This window comes from Acinetobacter sp. UBA6720 (assembly GCF_002454215.1).
Classification (GTDB): domain Bacteria; phylum Pseudomonadota; class Gammaproteobacteria; order Pseudomonadales; family Moraxellaceae; genus Acinetobacter.
This window is the reverse complement of record NZ_DKIK01000016.1, coordinates 14,093-32,429: the sequence shown is the minus strand read 5'-3', so window position 1 is coordinate 32,429 and position 18,337 is coordinate 14,093. Positions and strand designations below refer to the sequence as shown.

Sequence of the window (18,337 nt, the reverse complement as noted above, 5' to 3'; positions counted from 1 at the left end):
CTGTTCAGAATGACGATTGCTTAAATGCTAGATTCCACCAAAGTAACGCACTTTTACATTCTAAAATTTCTGAGAAAAATATATGAGCATCACTATTTGGGGTAGACCTAACTCTTTAAATGTCCACAAAGTACTGTGGCTAGCAGCCGAACTTGGACTTGAGTTTGAACACATTCCTGCGGGTCAGCAGTATGGCCTGACGGATACAGCTGAATTTTTAACGCTCAATCCCAATGGCCTGATTCCTGTCATTCAAGACGGTGACACAGTTCTGTGGGAGTCCAACACTATTTTACGTTATCTAACTGAAGTGTATGGAAAAAATTTATTATGGATTGAAGATCCACGCTTACGCTTTAGTGCAGAGAAATGGATTGACTGGTACACCACCACCGTCCTGCCTGTGTTTGGGATTGTATTTTTTAATTTGGTTCGTCAAGCACCAGACAAAAGGGATTTAGCCGCGGTTAAGGTCGCAGCAGAAAAACTAGAAAAAATACTGGATGTTGCCAATACTGAGCTGGCTGAACAGCCCTATTTGTCTGGCTCTCATTTTGGTGTTGCCGATATTCCTTTGGCCTTAGCACTTAATCACTGGTTCAATTTAGATGTTGAACGTCAGCATGATCATACACACTTAAAAGCATGGATTAAACGTATTAGAGCACGTGAGCACTTTTTAAAAGTGGCTAATATTCTTTAGTTAAGCATTATTGCTCTATTTTAAAAAATTTTAGCTTTAAATAGAATAAGGCTGTTCTATATGGACAGTCTTATTTCATTTAAATAGATTTATTTAGTAAATATATTTAAATGAAATCCAAAAATAGACATTACGTAATTTCAACTTTATAAGTAGATATCATCAATACAAAATAGATTATATTTAATTGTTATAAGAAATAAAAAAATCTATCTTTTATCATTTTTTATAAAAATACTAATCTAAAAAAATTCTTTCTATATTTTTCAAAAATCACTCATTATGCTTTCAATGTTTTATTTAACCAAATTAATTCACTCACCTGTGAATTAATAAAAAACTTAAAATTGAAAGAATATTTTATTATTCAAATTAAACCAATTTAATTGGTGAAATAAAAAATATTCTGCAATGAAAATTAAATCTTATTGAATGGTGCCTTACTGATATGAGTGAAGTCAGTCGAAGTCCTTATAAAAAGGCAATTTTGTTTGAACAACTTCAAAATGTTCAGTCCAATGTATTTCCAGCTGCAGATCCATTTGTTGCCCATTTGGCAAGTCCGATCGCAGCAGAAAAACCCGTTCAAACCCATAAGATCTTTTGGGCAATTGGTGCTGTTCTAGCATTGCATTACAGCATTTTTTATCTTGCAGAGCATCTTCCAACACCGCCGTTAGTGGTGAAAAAGCCTGAACCAATCGCGGTTGTAATTGAAAAACCCAAGGAAGAGCCACCTAAGGTGATTGAACCCAAACTTAAACAGGAAATACAAAAACCGATTATTCCTCCTATTTCAGCAAAGCCTCAACCTGTACAAAAACCTGTGGTTGAAAAATCCATTCAGAAGCCTGTCGAGCAAAAGCCAATTGAGCAACCTAGACCAGTCGCTAAATCAACGCCTCAAGCTGTACCACAGGCTGAACCCACAGAAAATGTCGCACCGACCCAAAAAGTCGCTGAAGCTGTAAGTAAGCCTGCTCAAGAAAACTTGCCCGTCACGGCAGCCAAAGGTTATGCCGGTTATTTGAGTAATCCTGCCCCTGAATACCCGGAAGTGGCATTAGACCGAGGTTGGGAAGGCGTTGTGATGTTACGTGTGAAAGTCTCACCCACAGGCAGTCCTTTAGAAATCAACCTGAAAAATAGCAGCGGTAAAAAAGCACTGGATGATGCTGCTGTCAAAACTGTGAAGCGTTGGAAATTCTCGCCTGCAATGCGTGGCAATACCCCGATAGAAGGCTGGGTCGATGTTCCGATTCACTTCAAATTACCCAATTAAACTGTAAAATTTTATCTTAGGAAAATTCGATATGTCTGATATTAATACGATTATTCATGATGCAACCATTTGGCTATTGATCGGTTTTTCGATCGTAACGTGGGTGTTGATTGTGGTGAAAGCCATACAAACCTCAAAAGCCACCAAAGAAAGTAAACGCTTTGTCGACAGTTTTTGGTCAGCCCAAAACTTAGCAGAGGCGATTAACCAATCTGAAGATGCACAGGGACCTACAGCACGTATTGCTCAAACTGGTTTTAAAACTTTGACTGATGCCAATGAAAAAACCCATCAAGACTTACAACAAACCTGGAGCCGTCAGGATTTATTAGAACGACACTTACGCAAGCAAATTCTTGCTGAACGTCGCCAACTGGAGAAAGGCTCGGCTGTTCTTGCATCCATTGGTAATAATGCCCCATTTATTGGTTTATTTGGCACCGTGTTTGGGATTATTCACGCCTTACAAGCGATTGCTCAATCAGGCAGTGCCAGCATGGATGTAGTCGCAGGTCCAATTGGTCAGGCATTAGTTGCAACAGGTATTGGTATTGCTGTGGCTGTACCAGCTGTACTTGCCTATAACTATTTTGTTCGTAAAGTAAAAGGCATTGGTGCAGATTTAGATGACTTTGCAACAGACTTTGTCAGCCTCACTCAAAAAGTAGGTTTCCAACTTCCAACCAAAACCCAAAGTACACATGTTGCGGCAAAACCAGTGACGGCACATCAGCTGTCATCTCAAGAAAAGGAGGCTTTGGCTTAATATGGCTATTTCAACCTCTCAAGATGACGATGTCGTCAGTGACATTAACATTACTCCACTGGTCGACGTAATGTTGGTGTTATTGATCGTGTTTATCGTCACGGCGCCTTTATTAACCAATAGTGTGAAGGTCAACTTACCCAAAGCTGCACCAACACAATCTACAGATCAAAACAAAGCGCTGGTGATTAGCGTAAAACCTGATGGTGCAATCTTTTTGGATAAAGACCCAGTCAAACTCGAAAATTTTGAGCAAGAAATCACGCAGCGTAAAAATACCAATGCGAAGTTAGCATTAAACTTAAATGCCGATGAAACTGTCCCTTATGGTACGGTGGCTAAACTCTTAGCCAGCATAGAGCGTGTTGGTGTAGAAAAATTATCGGTGATTACTGAACCGAAATAGTGGATTACTCACTGAAACCCAAGACATCTTCAATCTTTCGATCTGTATTGATCCCAATGTTGTAGGTGTCTTTTTTATTGAACCTAAAAATTCGGGGTTGCAACACTACTCTATCCTTCGCCATTTGCCATGGTAACAACATAAACAGATCACGAAAATCTTAAATAAAAAAAGCACCCTTTGAATTAGGCACAATGATCCAACTTCTGGGGTGCATTTCGTACTGGTACGGTTTATTCAGTTTAAGCCAATACGATGTTAAGAGACTTAGCGACTCACTCGCTGAATGGCCTCATCATAGGTCGCACTTGGCTTGTATTGATTTGCCAATTGGTAATGTTGTTTAGCTTGAGTATAGTCCTGATTATTTTCATAAATTTTACCAATATTATAATGTGAATACGCTTTGGTATTGTCATTGGACGCTAAAGCAATCGCCTTTTGATTTGCCCATAATGCCTCAGATGAACGATTCAACTTTTGATAAGCAACAGCAAGATTGCTATAGGTCTGCCCAACATTCGGATTGTAGTCAATGGATTGTTGATAAATCAGTGCAGCTTGTTCAAATTGATTGTTTTTATAAGCTTTATCCGCTTTCAAATTCAGTGCTTTAGCCCTTGCCTGTGCATTGGCTGAAACAGGAACATAATGCACCTGCATCGCTTGGCTTTGATAACTCGATACAGTTGAACCCACTTGGCTTGCCCCAATGGTTGTCCCCGAAATACGGTTAATATCTTGGATTTCACCCTCTGGACTAATGCGGAACACAGTCCATAAGTTCCCTGTCAAACCCGTTGGAATATAGTAAGAGCGGATCAAAGACTCGCCTACATAAACCATAACTTTAGCTTGGCTATTCGACAAGTTCGCAGTATTGGGTTTCGCACGGTCTGAATAATCATGCACTGAATAAACATAATATTGCCCATCTAAACGTTTATCAATCGTCACCGTTTCAGGGCCATAAGCGTCTGTGTCGTCAACATCTAAATTGGCATCTTGCCCTTGTTTATTGTCCCAATACACATGTTGATTTTTATAACTTAAATGCGAGTCCAGATCTGAAGGACTCTGCCCCCAGTTTAAAACGATTCGCATACTGTTTAAGTCTTTCAATACAGGGCTTAAAGCATAGGTCATACCATCACAAGGACATTTTGCAACCAGTGTAGAATAGCCTGATTTTTTGATAATCAATAAATTGTCTGCGCCATTTGCACTGCTGCTGTTCACCGTTGCCCGACCGTCTGCGTTGGTTGAGGTTGATGCAGACTGTTCACCATTTTTTTGTAATATGACTTGTGCATCGGCAATATTTTGATCTTTTACCGTTGCACTTAAAACATGAATATTGGTTGTATCTGCATAGCTCAAAGCAGGTATGCTTAAACTCAAGATAGAAGAATAAAGTAGATGTTTTTTCATTGCGTATCTCTTATTAAGATGCTTATCTCTTTTCAAAGTCTTTTTAAGACTAGGACTTAAACGTTAAATTATACAAATTATGCAATACATTGGATGTATATACGATGGCTTAAATCTTGATCTTCCGCTTAGGCTATTTTAAAAAAATACTCTGCCCATTTTTATTGTTCAGCAACACTCTAGGTCAACACGAGTATTCATCATGCTCTCGCTATCTTTAAATAATCGTATTTTAACAAATTAACTCTGTGTCTCTTCATTTTTCAAAACAGGTTCTAGGCTTAGTTTCTTTGCAATAAACTGGATAAAAACCTCGATTTTCGGTGCTAAGTAGCGTGTAGGCGGATAAAGCAACCAAGCATCCCCACTATAATAGGTCTTGAAATGCCAATCTGGTAATACTTGGATCAGTGCTTGGCTATTCAAAGCATGTCTCGCCATAAAATACGGCAAACTTGCAACGCCCATATGTTTTAAAGCTGCATCTAGACGGATACCCGTATGATTTGCTGAATAACGTCCTTTTACAGTTACACTGGTGGTTTTATTGCCTTTTTGAAATTTCCACTTTGAATCGCTGACTTGTTCACCTAAAAAAATACATTGATGTTGATTTAAATCACTCGGTTGCTGAGGCGTTCCATTCTTTTTTAAATACTCGGCTGTCGCCACTAAGACATGATCAATACGAATCAACTGTCGGCCCTTTAAGCCCAACGGCGGTTCATTGGTAATACGTATAGCTAGGTCAATTTCATCGTCAATAAAATCTATCAACCGATCTTCCAGTAACAGTTGAATATCTATTTGCGGATACAGTTCAAGAAACTCGGGGATATAGGGGTGAATCAGATAATGCCCTACGGCTTTCGGGACACTAATCCGAACGGTGCCACTCGGTTCAGTATTGAATTTGCCTGAATGCTCAATCACTGCTTGGGCGGCTCTGGCCATCTCTAGACAATGATCATAAGTTTGTTTCCCACTCTCACTTAAACGCAGTTTTCGTGTTGTTCTTTCAAGTAGCCGTGTTCCTAAAGCCCGTTCCAATCGGCTAATGGCTTTACTCACTGCGGACGGTGTATTTCCAAGCTGTCGTGCAGTTTCTGAAAAACTGCCTGTCTCCACAACTTTGACAAAAATAGCCATTTCTTGGAGTAAAGCTATACTTTGATTTGTGCTCATGAGGAAAAAGTAATTTAATTTTTTACTAGATTATCATCAATAATGAAGCCTCCTATAATCTTTTCTGTGAAATTTTGACAGAGATAATCATGACTCAAGCTTTATATCTATCCGACATCACTCAAGCTGAGGTAGAGGTTCTAAAGTGTGAACCCACTGAAGATGGTCGATTTGCCATTCAGCTCGCCAACACACCATTTCACCCGCAAGGTGGTGGTCAACCCAGTGATGTAGGTAAAATCAATGATGCAGATGTACTTCATGTTGTCATGCAAAATGATCAAATTATTCATTATTCTAATCACGCCACTACATTAGGTCTGGCGCAAGCACGAGTTGACCTCAACCGACGACGTTATCACAGTCGCCTACACTCCGCAGGACACTTAATCGGGCATGTAATGCAAGCATTTGGCTGGGAACCTACCAAAGCACAGCACTGGCCAGAGGAATGCAAAGTCCAATTTGTCAAACAAGACCATTCTGAAGACAACGATTTAGAAACTTTAGAGCTTCTATGTAATCTATATATTTCAAGCCAACTCGTCCGACTGACTCAACAAAATGCTGATGGCTTCCGTGAAGTCAGTTTTGGCGATTTACCTGCATTTCCCTGTGGCGGAACCCATGTCCAAAATTTATCTGAAATTGGGACGCTCGAAATTACAAGCTATAAACTTAAAAAAGATAAATTAACCGTGAGCTATCGCGTTTCGGATGAGCATCAATAATATGTGGATGCAATATAGTTCAGAATTTTTAGCTTTGGCTTTGGTACATTTTCTTGCGGTCCTTTTACCCGGCCCCGACTTCGCCATTACGGTTAGAAATAGCGTGCGCTATGGCTCTGCGATTGGTTGCATCACGGCTATTGGAATTGGTCTAGGAATTTCCGTTCATGTTTTATATACACTTATAGGCTTGGGCATTGTTATTCAACAAAGTCCGTGGTTCATGCTTATTTTGAGAATAGCAGGCGCACTGTATTTAATTTATTTAGGTTGGAGCTTATTACGTGCCCCCTCTATCAATATTGATCCTTCATTTGAACAGGCATCCAATACCCCATTAAGTCGAAGCAAAGCCTTTATGACGGGCTTTATGACCAATGCACTTAACCCCAAAGCGACTATTTTTTTTTTGGCTATATTTACTACACTGGTCAGCCTCACAACCCCGATGAAAGTGCAATTTGCTTATGGGATATGGATGTGTAGCGTCAATGCACTTTGGTTCATGCTTGTTGCTGTTTTGTTTTCTCGCCCCATCGTTCGACAGCAGTTTTTAAAAATGGGCAAAAAGTTTGAGCGAGTGATGGGACTCATATTAATCGCTCTGGCACTAAAGCTTTTATTTACCCATTTATGATGTTTTATAACTTCAACAACTATCTAATTATTCAGATCGCTTAACTACCGACATCCTGAATAATTAGATAAAAGATAAGCAGTAAAGTTTTAATCATTAAATACGAAGTCATCTCGCTAGAATTTGGCTTTACTTTAATTTCTTATATTTTGAAAATGCCTTTTAAAATAAAAATCATTAAAATAAATCTGTACTAAAAATGATCAAATCAGCCATACTGTATTTTTATATCACGTGGTAAAAAATATACATAAAAAAAGGGGCTGACATGAAATTTAAAACATATTTATTTATTTCACTCGGTATTTTTCTAAGCCAAAGTACAATGGCTGAAAGCTTTACAGAGACCTTTCACGGCGTACCAAAACTAAATCTGAACCTATATGCCTTTGGTGCAGATGTCGATGGAAAAATAGGCCAAGGAAATTTGAGTTATGAGGTCGATCAACCTTTAAAGGAAACCATCAAGGAGCTAGATCATTCTTTTATGGCGCACGTTGACCTGAGTAAAGGTCGCTGGGGACTTTTTCTCGACCACCAAACGGTTGAAACCTCTCAAGAAAAAAGTGCGATGTCTGTGCCTGTTGCTCTCAGCACCAAGTTGAATCAAGCCAGCTATGGACTTTACTATCAAGCTTATATTTCTCCCGAAACCACTACTCAAAATTATCCAAAACTCGTGATAGAGCCGACCATTGGGATAAATCACACCAAAGCCGAAGCAAACTTGAGTGCTTTAAACCAAACATTAAATATGGAGACCTCATGGAACGAATTTTTCTGGGGTTCTCGTTTTAAATATAACTTTGACTCAGCTTGGAACTTGGCATCAGAAATTACTTTTGGCGTTGAAAATACTATTTCTGTACATGCTTATTTGGGGTATCGCATTCCAATCATGAATCGAAACCTAAACCTCAGAGCGGGTTATCGTTATTTTGACCAAGATTATAAAGCGAATAATTTTCATTGGGACATTCGACAACAAGGGCCAGTGATTGGCATTAATTTACCTATTTTCTAAGAGAGCATGATAATGAACAATGTATTAAAAAGAGTATTATTTGCCGCTGGAATATTTGTAGTAGCCGAAGCTGCTATGGCATGTACCCGTGTGGTTTATCTGGGCAATAATGATGTCATAACTGCGCGCTCGATGGACTGGAAAAGCGATGTTGGGACAAATTTGTGGATCTTACCCAATAATGTCAAACGTAATGGTATGGCAGGTCCAAAATCTATTCGATGGACATCAAAATATGGCAGTGTGGTTGCAACAGGTTATGACATTTCCACCACTGATGGCGTCAATGAAAAAGGGCTCATGGCCAACTTGCTATGGCTAGTCGAGTCTGAATATCCAAATGTGCAAACCGCTAAAAAGCCGCCCTTAAGTATTTCACTTTGGGCACAATATGTTTTAGATAATTATGCCACGGTGCATGAAGCCATTCAGGCACTCGAAAAAGAGCCTTTCATTGTTGTAACTGATCAAGTTCCGGGTGAAAAACGTTTAGCGACACTGCACTTATCTATTTCCGATGCCACAGGTGATAGTGCCATTATTGAGTATATTAACGGTAAACAAGTGATTCATCATGGTCGACAGTATCAAGTGATGACCAACTCACCAACCTTTGATCAACAGCTCGCTTTAAATAGCTATTGGAAGCAAATTGGTGGCACAACCATGCTTCCAGGCACTAACCGCGCATCTGATCGTTTTGCCCGTGCTTCTTTTTATATCAATGCGATTCCAAAAAATGCGACCCCAGACCATTCGCTTGCCAGTGTATTTAGTGTCATCCGCAATACCTCAGTCCCTTTTGGCCTAAACACTGAAGAAGAGCCGAATATTTCCTCAACCCGTTGGCGTACGGTGGTCGATCATAAACGTGGTTTATATTTCTTTGAATCTGCCGTTTCACCAAATGTGTTTTGGGTCGATTTAAAAGAGATTAACTTTAAAGATGGTCAAACCAAAAAGTTAGAACTTGGCCCAGACCAAGCGATGACCTATGCAGGCAAAGCCAATGCTTCTTTTAAAGTCACCAAACCATTTGAGTTTTTAGGAACCAAGCCTTAAGTTTTTAGTTAGATCATAGGCTTAAAGATATAAACACTTCTCATAATAGCCCTGCTCAAAGGGCTATTATTCCCCCAAAACAAAGTTTCTAACTCTTCTCTTTCACGACCAGATTTGACGTAGCCTTATTTATTAGCTGTTTTAAAATTTGAATTTTGACTCACATCAGCATATTCTAAACAGACCGATTTCACTTCCAAACACGCCTTGTTGCGTAGGAGTATTTATCATGTCAAAGAAGTTACCCATCTACTTCTCGGACGACGCATGGTCGTCTTTACAAGATCTCATGGGCCCCGAAGGTAAACCCAGCCCCACCATCAATAGTATGCTTGAGCAAATTGCGCAGCAAGCCGAATTTGTGGATCAACTTGGGCTGACACCTATTTTGCCTCAGTCCAAAGTCTCCCTTCCTGTCTCTTTAGAACGCATTCCCGCAGGTCCAGCCTTCAGTACCAAAGATGAGCAAGGCAAAGCCATTGATCTGAATGATTTTCTCATTCAAAACCCAATTGCGACGTTCATGGCTTATGTAGACAGTGAGTCAATGTTAGGTGTAGGTCTTGAAGTAAATGATCCGATTATTATTGATCGGAGTATTGAAGCCAAACACTACGACATCGTGGTGGCTTTAATTGATAATAAAGATTCCACCATTAAAAGGTTGATGATTACGAACAAAATGTCAAAGTCGGACATCAAAGACATTTTTGGGGATGAAAATTACCCTTTGCCTCAAATGTGGCTGAAAACTGAAAACCCCGAATATAAACATATTATTCCGACAGAGAATCAAACCTTTGTCATTTGGGGAGTAGTGACGTTTAACTTAAAACGTCTATACCACCGTTAAAAAAATAAGAAGAAGCAACATGAAAAATGAAACTGAAATATTCGCGCTCGTTGACGTGAATAATTGCTATGTCTCGTGTGAACGTGTATTTAACCCAAAACTGAATGACCATCCTGTCATTGTGTTAAGTAATAACGATGGTTGTGTCGTTGCTCGGAGTCAAGAAGCCAAGGATCTCGGCATTCGTATGGCGGTCCCTTTTTTTCAAATTCAAGAACTCGTCCAGCAGCATAATATTCAGGTATTTTCGAGCAACTACGCTTTATACGGTGCAATGTCTAGTCGCTTCATGCAGTTACTCGGGCAATATGTCGCAGCCGATGAACAGGAAATCTATTCCATTGATGAATGCTTTTTAAAGCTGACAGCCTATGAGCATTTATTCGATATCACTGATTATGCAAAAGACATGAAAGATAAAGCATGGCAATGGCTTGGACTTCCCTGCTGTGTTGGCATTGGTCGTTCCAAAACAGAAGCCAAAATAGCCAATCATCTAGCCAAAAAAAATAAGGCTCTAAATGGCGTGTGCAATTTGGCACACATGGACCCGTGTACGGCTGAATACATGCTTGCACATGTGGAGGTCGGTGAGGTCTGGGGCGTTGGTCGGCAGAACTGTAAAAAACTAAATGCCATGGGCATTCATACCGTTTTAGACTTGATTGAGTCTAATCCTAGTGAAATCAAAAAGCATTTTAGTATTGTCATGGAAAAGACTGTCCGTGAGCTTCAGGGAACATCTTGCATTAATATTGAGAGCGATAAGATTGCCCATAAACAGATTATTAGTAGTCGTTCCTATGGACAGGCTGTTTATGATATTGATGACATTAAAGCCTCTGTACGCCTATATGTTGCCAGTGCAGTGAAACGTCTACGTCACGATCGCTCTATTTGTAAAATGATCGGGGTGTATATTCAAACTGGCCGTTTTAATCAACAGGAACGTTACTCGCCCTATACCATTATACACATGCATGAACATACCGATGATTTGCTCAAAATCACACAGGCAGCGATGAAGGGCATTGATCAAATTTACAAGGCGGGGTTCAAATATAAAAAGGCTGGCATTGTCTTGTTGGAAATTATGGATAAGACTCAATTTGTACATGACCTTTTTACTGACTATAGCCATCAAAATGACCGTGAAGTGCTATCCAATACGATAGACGCTATTACAGAGCGTTTTGGCAACAATCTAATCTCATTAGGGCTGTGCCATGAGAAAAAAGAACCCTGGCAAATGAATCAATGCAATCGCTCCCCTGCCTATTTGACCAACTGGTCTGAGCTGTTTAGAGTTGGTTAAAATCACTCACTTAAAGAACAAAGATTAACGAGCATTTTCAGCTCAACCCTAAACCGAGAAGGATTTGTGAATGAACATCATAATTCGAGACGAACAGCCAGAAGACATTGAAAATATTAAAAAATTAACGCAGGCTGCTTTCTTAAATGCAGAACATACCAGTCATACCGAACAATTCATTGTAAACAGCTTAAGAAAACATGGCCAACTCACAATTTCTTTGGTTGCTGTTGAAAATGGGGAAATAGTGGGTCATGTCGCTATTTCACCTGTATCTATCTCGACAGGTGCAACAGGTTGGTATGGTTTAGGCCCAATATCTGTCTGTCCGACTAAACAAGGTTTAGGCATTGGGTCAAAGCTCATACAGACAGCACTTGAAAAATTAAAACAACTGGGTGCAAATGGCTGTGTGCTCTTGGGTGACCCAAATTATTATCATCACTTTGGTTTCCGTACCTCTCTAGAACTTACCCTTCCTGACGTCCCTAGCGAATACTTTCAAGCCCTGAGTTTCAATGGGGAAATACCTCAAGGTATTGTCCGTTACCATGAAGCTTTTAATGCAACTATGTAAGGCAAATGTAAACGAAACTTTAAAACTTAAAATATAACAAATAGTATATATGTACACATGATTTATATAGAAAAAGGTAGACTTCATGAAAAATATATTAGCTGCAACACTCGTCACTTTGGCCCTAGTAGGCTGTACTTCTACACCAACCGAAAAAGTCACGCAAGAATCAATCGCTGCAGGCACATCAACACAAGTGATTCACTTTGTTGGCCCCATGGATTTAACCATTGAACTGAAATCATCCGATAACTTTGAAACAGCAATGATGACTGATAATTCTGATCGAACTTATATGCTTAAACATGTACCTGCTGCAAGTGGCATCCTGATGACAGATGGTAAAGGCGTATCTATTCACTTCAAAGGTGCTGAAGGTATTGTCGAGTTTGTCAAAGACAAACCGATCCAGATTACTGAATTCAAAAAATAAAAAAACAGCCTTCAACACTAAGATTGATCGCATAGACTTATGCACCGAAGCCCACTTTTAACGTGGGCTGTTTAAAAACAGTACAGTAGTACTTCATATAGATCTTTCACTTACTAAGTATTATTTCAATTGAATATCAGACGGAAAATCTGGGAAAAAAACTTTAAAATCTTCTGCACTAACAGTCTCTAAATAAGTGAATGTTCGCCACTTGTTACTTTTTAGACTTCTCACGAAGATCCAATCATTCGTACTTAACTCAATATCTCCAGAAATTCGCGTTTGAATTTCTACAGGAATCACACAAATCTCTCCCACCGAAATCAGCCTATTCGCCTTTATAGGCTGTAGTTTAAATCCAGTTACAGAGTAGTTTCCGTCCCTAACGAAATCCAACACATCGGCCAACCGCGATTCATATACCTCCCGTTCAATCCATTTACCATTCACATAATATTGGTCGTTATGCAGCCTATTAAAACGAGAAGAATAATTATATTTCTGATTGTATTTAATGAGTTGCTGAACATCACCATGCTTGAGAAGATCCAGTTCCTCTTGCATAAATTGTTTGAACAGCACTAAATGGTTTGGGCACTCTAAATCTTGTGCAAATGATGTTGTCGAGATAAGTGCAAAAATGAGAGCACAGATTTTTTTCATTTATAAAAACCTTATAATATTACAAAATTTGGAAGTGCATTTTTCAAACGATTGTGAGGTTTTAACCCATGAAGAAAAATTTTACAATATTATTTATTAATCAATGCATTAAGTTCAAAATACAATAAAAAACATATCAAATGATAGGCTTAAGAATTCCCCTTAAAACAATAATTAATCTAAAAAATGGGGTATCTCAACTGATCTTCAATCCCCTCAATATTTCAGGCACAAGCATATAATTTTATTAAGTTCAGTGGTATCAATAATGATACCCAAGAGGGTCAGACCTATCCCAGTACTGATTCAGTTGAAGATTCAATTCTTCTTCACAGATACCCTCAAGAACATAAAAGAGTTTTAACACCCCTTCTCTTTCAAGAATCATGAGTTTGTATTTATCAAATTCTGCAAGCCCAGGTCGAGCAATGACTCTTTGAAATCCAGCACTGTAGATCACAGGAGCCGTGGGTTTTTCGTATTCACATGCCCATTCTAATTCTGTTGAATTAAAACCCACTGCAATACTTTCCCTTACTTTTCCAGCAGCAACTCCACCAATAACCCCAATTTTCACGGATATCACTTTTTATACGTTGTACTAAACCATCTATAACAGACCCATTTACATATACAAGCTTTTTATCTTAAGTAATTTCTCAACTAAGTTCTATTGCCTACTCATTTGATCTTATCAATCAAATACTTCTAGGCTATTAGCTCAACACTTTTATAGATAATTCCTCTTATCAAATGGAGCGAAGGAAGCACCTAATGTGCTTCTTTAGCTCATAACCGTTTAAATCAATACTTAAAATTAAACCCGACAAAAGCCGTTCGGCCCATTAAAATGTAATCAATGGAACGTGCAACATCATCACGCTTGGTATTGGTTAAGTTTTTAATCCCCGCTTGCATAGTAAAACTTGGGTTAAATTGATACTGCCCACTTAGGCCTAAAACATGGTAATCATCTGATTTTTTACTCTTAGAAATGGCAGGCACATAGAGCATTTGGCTACCAATATATTGATAGTTGAGGTTCAATCCCAACGCATCATTCACACGCCAATCCAAAGCCATATTGCCTGTATGACGCGGGCTATAGTCGAGTTCTTTGTCTGTATCTTTATTTTTAGCATCTGAATAGGTGTAATTAAACTTCATACCTAAAGCATCATTCACATCATACTGGCTCTCAAGTTCTACACCTTTGACTGATGCTGAATGCACATTGGTATAAGTCATGACTTTAGGACGGTATCCCGCTCTCCAACCATCGCTTACAATCATGTTTTTAATGTCATTATCGAAGTACATTAAACTTGCATAAAACTGGTCATTTTCATACACACCACCAAACTCATAACTTGTTGCCGTTTCTGGTTCCAAGTCCGGGTTCCCCACTACCTGACACATGCCACGGCAGGCCAATACTGAATATGTAGGATCGGATTGCGACAGACTCGGTGCTTTAAATGATTTACCAATTCCCCCTTTTAAATTAAATTGATCCGTGACTTGATAAACGCTATAAAAGCGTGGGCTGAACTCACTGCCAAAACTATCATAGTCATCAAAGCGTCCAGCAAAGGTCAGAGCGAGTCGGTCAAGTTTCCATTCATCTTGTAAATAAAATGCTGTTTGATTTACCGATGCAGATCCATTCAAGTTTTGATTATGCTCTAACTCTGTTTTACGGAACTCGGCTCCGCCAGTCACTAAGTGTTGTTCTCCAATATGACCGCTCAATTGGGCATCAACCGTATGATTGATCTGCTGAATATCTCCCGTCTTTTTATACAAATTGGTGATGATTTCTGAGTTATCCATTAAGTCCACGTTTTCATAGTAATAACGCAGTCTGCTGTTAATATCATTCCAATTTGCAGAATAAGTCAGCCCAACACTGGTACGGTCCATTTCTTGAATATTGGTCGGAAATGACAACCCGTAGTTGTTCCATACCGCTTTACGGTCATCTGAACGATGGGTCAAGTCAATATCTAAAGTCTGGTTATCATTAATCAGCCAACTGACATTTGAAAGAATGCTAAAACCTTTACGTTTTTCAGCAGCATCTGTATTTTTATAGATGCTTTGTTCAGAACGCCAAGCCTGCTGATCAACACCCTCAAGCACCAAATTTGCCAAGAGTTTGTTTTCTATCAGGCTGCCACCAATATAGGCACTTGCTTTATGAATTGCCCCATCATCCCCTTCAGTTGGTAGCTCATAACTATAGTTAAACGCGGTCTCTAATTGCTCACTTGGTTTCTTTAAAATAATGTTAACGACGCCACCGAGGGCATCTGCACCATATATGGATGACATTGGACCACGCACCACTTCAATACGATCTACTGCAGCCAAAGGAATAGATGACAAATCAAAATCATTTGAATAATTAGAGGTTAATGCATCTCTAGAATTCACACGGCGTCCATTGACCAATATCAATGTGTAATCTGAGTCTAGACCACGAATTTTTATTTCTTTACGACCATACGCAGAGGACGTATTAATATGGATACCCGCACTCTGTTGTAAAGCATCTGCTAAGTCATAAACAGGACGTTTTGCTAAATCTTCTTGCGTGATAACACTAATCGTTGCTGGTGCACTTTTTTGGTCATGCTCTGTTTGACTGGCTGTGACTGTAATTGTAGCTAACTTCTCTGCGATCACTTCATCTGCAAAAGCCGTAGTAGAAAGAATGCTCACCCCTAAAATACTTTGAATCGCAACACTCAAAACTTCCCGATTGAAAAAAATTTTATTTAACATGTTATTAAGCTCATAATTATAAGTGATAATCGTTCGCAATTATATTGATTGGTAAATATTTTGCAACATTTTTGTATAAAAAAACCGCCTTTTCAGGCGGTTATTTTTACTAAATAAAATTTAAAATTTTGCGCGGACTGTAAACGTTACGTTTCTCGGCTCACCCCAATATACGCCATTATAGAAGCCCACATTGAGATAGTATTTTTCATCAAACAAGTTATTAATATTTAAGCTTGCAGACAACTCATCACTAAACTTATAACTCGCAAAGGCATTTGCTAAATAATACGATTTCTGTACGACTGTTCCGCCATTATAAGCATTTTGTGGTGCGGTTCCCCAGTTTTGAAAAATTTCACTTTGCCAATTGACTCCGCCTCCAACAGTAAGTTTATTAGCCCCATTCCACCAATTTTCTGGCAATGTATAGCTGGTAAAAAACTTAACTTGGTTTTGTGGAATTGTGGTCGTTGAGTTTGATATTGCTGAACTCACACTATTCACATAGGTATAACCCGCACTTACATTCCAATTGTCTTGTAACTTACCAATAACTTCCGTTTCAAAACCATTTATTTTTAATCCTTTACCCGATGACATATAGGCTGTGTCTAAATCATCTATTTTCGGAACTTTGCCTTGGTCATATTCAACATCTGTAACGGCAAGATCTTTGACTGATGACCAAAATACTGCAGCGCTTGTTAATAATTGAGCATCAAAAAATTCAGCTTTAAGTCCAAGTTCTGTACTACTACCAATCTCTGGGTCCAAATAATTACCGTTTCTATCCCTTTTGCTTGAAGGTGTAAACATGTCGGTATAACTTGCATAAGCTGTGTAGCGATCATTGAAATCATAAAGTAACCCTACATAAGGAACAAACTGCTCAAAACTCCGAGGTTTTTCAGGTTTTTGGTTCATCAACCATGTCTTGGTTTTATAATCATAGGTATTAAAACGACCGCCTAGAATTAACTTGAGTGGATCGGCCAGATTTAAACGCAGGGTTGAATAATAACCAAATAGTTCAGTGGTGGTTTTACTCCCAGCCCCTGTTTTTACATAGGTCGGCTTTGGTAAATCCCCCGTCCAATCACGATAGTCTTGAATCACCGCTGGATAATCAATCTTTCGATCAACTTTTAGTGAGGTCGTCTCTGATTTAAAGCCACTGTAACCTACAATTAACTCATGTTCACGACCAAATAGCTGAAAAGGACCTGTTGCATATAAGTCTAAATTGAGTTTTTTACTCTCTGAATAAGGCGCTACCTGTGTCCATATACTCAGACCTTTACCTGTTGAAGGATCTGGGAATCCACTTCCGCCATAAGCAACTAACCAACTATTATCCGATGTACTATGTGCAGCAGCCGCTTTTACCATCCAACCGTTGTCAAATTGATGCTGAATATCTGCAAAAATAGTTTCATCTTTATGCTTAATTGCACTCCAGTCTGTTGTTAAACTAAAGTTTCGTGGCAAGTGAGCAAGACTACCATCCGCATTAAAGTAAGGAACGGTTCCCCACGTCGATCCCTTAGGGTCATTGTCCTGATACTGAAATCCAAGCGACGCGGTTGTATTATCAGTTAAATCTGCTTCTACAATGGCCATGGCCGCAGTTGACTTTAGCTCATAGAAATCCATATAGGATTCTTTATCCGTATATGCAGCCATTACCCTACTACGTACACTGCCATCTTGAGTCAAGGGAATCGAGACATCAGCTGTTACACGAGTATTATTCCAGCTTCCATAAGTTGAACTTACACTCCCGGAAAAAGTCTTTATCTGGGCGTTTACGTACCATATTGATCGTCGCTGACGGATTCCCTGTTGAACCCGTTAAGCCACTCGCCCCTTTAATTACCTCAACACGATCAAAGAAAAAACTGTCTGCCCTTGGGCTATTATCGCCCACTGGCATGCCATCAATTTGTCGGTTGGTAATAGAAAAACCACGAGCATAATAACTTGAACGCTCACTATCTTGTTTGCTAACAGTGACACCTGGTGTCGCAGCCAATACATCATCAATGCTCACAAGATTACGTTGCTCAATCTGTTCCTGCGTGACAACACTCACAGACTGCGGTGTTTCTTTTAAACTTAGATTTAACTTCGATGAAGATTTTGATTTATTTGCTTTAAAACTGCCTGTTCCTTCAGTTTGATCACTGATTGTTGCCTTGGAACTAATCGTCGCGAGTGTTGCTGTATCTGTGACTTGATCCTGCTCAGTTGCCCAAGCAAAATGCATTACTCCTCCATAAATTAAGATGGATTGAACAGCAAAGCTAAGGGTCTTTATTCGAAATTGTGAATTCATAATGTAGATTGAGTTAACTTTTGTGAGAATAATAATTATTATCATTATAATTTGTGATGTAAACCGCTAATGCCACCTCACATGATTGATAAAAAAAATGATACTTTTTTTGATGTCATAAAAATACCGCCTACAAGGACGGTT

General features: G+C 39.1%; 17 protein-coding genes and 1 pseudogene. 12 read left to right on the top strand and 6 right to left on the bottom strand.

The features are described 5' to 3' along the window. The first annotated feature begins 82 nt into the window (after positions 1 to 82). The 4 genes from B4F08_RS01890 to B4F08_RS01875 all read left to right on the top strand — a co-directional run bounded on the left by B4F08_RS01890 (position 83) and on the right by B4F08_RS01875 (position 3,157). Positions 83 to 703 (top strand): glutathione S-transferase family protein, encoded by a 621-nt coding sequence (locus tag B4F08_RS01890; RefSeq protein WP_291372772.1) that lies wholly within the window; start codon positions 83 to 85, stop codon positions 701 to 703. A 448-nt stretch (positions 704 to 1,151) separates the two neighbouring features. Continuing rightward, positions 1,152 to 1,985 (top strand): energy transducer TonB, encoded by an 834-nt coding sequence (locus tag B4F08_RS01885; RefSeq protein ID WP_291372771.1) that lies wholly within the window; start codon positions 1,152 to 1,154, stop codon positions 1,983 to 1,985. A gap of 31 nt (positions 1,986 to 2,016) precedes the next feature. Beyond that, a complete protein-coding gene (locus B4F08_RS01880) occupies positions 2,017 to 2,751 on the top strand; it encodes a MotA/TolQ/ExbB proton channel family protein (RefSeq protein ID WP_119063602.1) in 735 nt (244 codons plus the stop codon). A gap of 1 nt (position 2,752) precedes the next feature. Beyond that, entirely contained in the window at positions 2,753 to 3,157 is a 405-nt protein-coding gene (locus tag B4F08_RS01875; RefSeq protein WP_086209396.1) for an ExbD/TolR family protein, read from the top strand. Between the two features lie 267 nt (positions 3,158 to 3,424). Here the strand turns inward: B4F08_RS01875 and B4F08_RS01870 are convergent, their stop codons facing one another. Both B4F08_RS01870 and B4F08_RS01865 read right to left on the bottom strand, forming a co-directional pair. Next, positions 3,425 to 4,588: a hypothetical protein gene (locus tag B4F08_RS01870; protein WP_291372770.1), complete on the bottom strand. Its 1,164-nt coding sequence runs from the start codon at positions 4,586 to 4,588 to the stop codon at positions 3,425 to 3,427. A gap of 240 nt (positions 4,589 to 4,828) precedes the next feature. Beyond that, positions 4,829 to 5,773: a LysR family transcriptional regulator gene (locus tag B4F08_RS01865; protein WP_291372769.1), complete on the bottom strand. Its 945-nt coding sequence runs from the start codon at positions 5,771 to 5,773 to the stop codon at positions 4,829 to 4,831. Positions 5,774 to 5,862: 89 nt separating this feature from the next. On the opposite strand from B4F08_RS01865, the gene B4F08_RS01860 reads away from it, so the two are divergent. From B4F08_RS01860 to B4F08_RS01825, 8 genes are all read left to right on the top strand, one after another. Then, positions 5,863 to 6,504, top strand: coding sequence for an alanyl-tRNA editing protein (locus B4F08_RS01860; protein WP_291372768.1), 642 nt, complete (start codon positions 5,863 to 5,865; stop codon positions 6,502 to 6,504). A gap of 1 nt (position 6,505) precedes the next feature. Beyond that, positions 6,506 to 7,141 (top strand): LysE family translocator, encoded by a 636-nt coding sequence (locus B4F08_RS01855; protein ID WP_291372789.1) that lies wholly within the window; start codon positions 6,506 to 6,508, stop codon positions 7,139 to 7,141. A gap of 268 nt (positions 7,142 to 7,409) precedes the next feature. Next, complete coding sequence (locus B4F08_RS01850) at positions 7,410 to 8,165, top strand: hypothetical protein (RefSeq protein ID WP_291372767.1); 756 nt, start codon at positions 7,410 to 7,412, stop codon at positions 8,163 to 8,165. Between the two features lie 12 nt (positions 8,166 to 8,177). Next, complete coding sequence (locus tag B4F08_RS01845; RefSeq protein WP_110975334.1) at positions 8,178 to 9,227, top strand: linear amide C-N hydrolase; 1,050 nt, start codon at positions 8,178 to 8,180, stop codon at positions 9,225 to 9,227. 229 nt (positions 9,228 to 9,456) lie between these two features. Then, positions 9,457 to 10,080, top strand: a complete 624-nt coding sequence (locus B4F08_RS01840) for a LexA family protein (protein ID WP_291372766.1) — start codon at positions 9,457 to 9,459, stop codon at positions 10,078 to 10,080. A gap of 19 nt (positions 10,081 to 10,099) precedes the next feature. Then, positions 10,100 to 11,395, top strand: a complete 1,296-nt coding sequence (locus tag B4F08_RS01835) for a Y-family DNA polymerase (RefSeq protein WP_291372765.1) — start codon at positions 10,100 to 10,102, stop codon at positions 11,393 to 11,395. 70 nt (positions 11,396 to 11,465) lie between these two features. After that, entirely contained in the window at positions 11,466 to 11,972 is a 507-nt protein-coding gene (locus tag B4F08_RS01830; protein WP_291372764.1) for a GNAT family N-acetyltransferase, read from the top strand. An 85-nt stretch (positions 11,973 to 12,057) separates the two neighbouring features. Then, positions 12,058 to 12,405, top strand: a complete 348-nt coding sequence (locus tag B4F08_RS01825; RefSeq protein ID WP_151707358.1) for a hypothetical protein — start codon at positions 12,058 to 12,060, stop codon at positions 12,403 to 12,405. A gap of 120 nt (positions 12,406 to 12,525) precedes the next feature. Here the strand turns inward: B4F08_RS01825 and B4F08_RS01820 are convergent, their stop codons facing one another. The 4 genes and pseudogenes from B4F08_RS01820 to B4F08_RS01805 form a co-directional block, all read right to left on the bottom strand. Next, a complete protein-coding gene (locus B4F08_RS01820) occupies positions 12,526 to 13,068 on the bottom strand; it encodes a hypothetical protein (RefSeq protein ID WP_151707357.1) in 543 nt (180 codons plus the stop codon). Positions 13,069 to 13,330: 262 nt separating this feature from the next. After that, complete coding sequence (locus B4F08_RS01815) at positions 13,331 to 13,645, bottom strand: hypothetical protein (RefSeq protein WP_086209408.1); 315 nt, start codon at positions 13,643 to 13,645, stop codon at positions 13,331 to 13,333. A gap of 227 nt (positions 13,646 to 13,872) precedes the next feature. Next, positions 13,873 to 15,855, bottom strand: a complete 1,983-nt coding sequence (locus tag B4F08_RS01810; RefSeq protein WP_291372763.1) for a TonB-dependent receptor domain-containing protein — start codon at positions 15,853 to 15,855, stop codon at positions 13,873 to 13,875. Positions 15,856 to 15,975: 120 nt separating this feature from the next. Next, positions 15,976 to 18,193 (bottom strand): annotated as a pseudogene (locus B4F08_RS01805) (TonB-dependent siderophore receptor). Positions 18,194 to 18,337 lie beyond the last annotated feature (144 nt).

What these genes read in the sequence shown, in the direction of transcription:
- B4F08_RS01870 (WP_291372770.1), bottom strand. Translation starts at nt 4,588, where the DNA reads ATGAAAAAACATCTACTTTATTCTTCTATCTTGAGTTTAAGCATACCT.
- B4F08_RS01865 (WP_291372769.1), bottom strand. Translation starts at nt 5,773, where the DNA reads ATGAGCACAAATCAAAGTATAGCTTTACTCCAAGAAATGGCTATTTTT.
- B4F08_RS01835 (WP_291372765.1), top strand. Translation starts at nt 10,100, where the DNA reads ATGAAAAATGAAACTGAAATATTCGCGCTCGTTGACGTGAATAATTGC.
- B4F08_RS01860 (WP_291372768.1), top strand. Translation starts at nt 5,863, where the DNA reads ATGACTCAAGCTTTATATCTATCCGACATCACTCAAGCTGAGGTAGAG.
- B4F08_RS01830 (WP_291372764.1), top strand. Translation starts at nt 11,466, where the DNA reads ATGAACATCATAATTCGAGACGAACAGCCAGAAGACATTGAAAATATT.
- B4F08_RS01845 (WP_110975334.1), top strand. Translation starts at nt 8,178, where the DNA reads ATGAACAATGTATTAAAAAGAGTATTATTTGCCGCTGGAATATTTGTA.
- B4F08_RS01855 (WP_291372789.1), top strand. Translation starts at nt 6,506, where the DNA reads ATGTGGATGCAATATAGTTCAGAATTTTTAGCTTTGGCTTTGGTACAT.
- B4F08_RS01840 (WP_291372766.1), top strand. Translation starts at nt 9,457, where the DNA reads ATGTCAAAGAAGTTACCCATCTACTTCTCGGACGACGCATGGTCGTCT.
- B4F08_RS01875 (WP_086209396.1), top strand. Translation starts at nt 2,753, where the DNA reads ATGGCTATTTCAACCTCTCAAGATGACGATGTCGTCAGTGACATTAAC.
- B4F08_RS01820 (WP_151707357.1), bottom strand. Translation starts at nt 13,068, where the DNA reads ATGAAAAAAATCTGTGCTCTCATTTTTGCACTTATCTCGACAACATCA.
- B4F08_RS01810 (WP_291372763.1), bottom strand. Translation starts at nt 15,855, where the DNA reads ATGTTAAATAAAATTTTTTTCAATCGGGAAGTTTTGAGTGTTGCGATT.
- B4F08_RS01890 (WP_291372772.1), top strand. Translation starts at nt 83, where the DNA reads ATGAGCATCACTATTTGGGGTAGACCTAACTCTTTAAATGTCCACAAA.
- B4F08_RS01885 (WP_291372771.1), top strand. Translation starts at nt 1,152, where the DNA reads ATGAGTGAAGTCAGTCGAAGTCCTTATAAAAAGGCAATTTTGTTTGAA.
- B4F08_RS01880 (WP_119063602.1), top strand. Translation starts at nt 2,017, where the DNA reads ATGTCTGATATTAATACGATTATTCATGATGCAACCATTTGGCTATTG.
- B4F08_RS01850 (WP_291372767.1), top strand. Translation starts at nt 7,410, where the DNA reads ATGAAATTTAAAACATATTTATTTATTTCACTCGGTATTTTTCTAAGC.
- B4F08_RS01825 (WP_151707358.1), top strand. Translation starts at nt 12,058, where the DNA reads ATGAAAAATATATTAGCTGCAACACTCGTCACTTTGGCCCTAGTAGGC.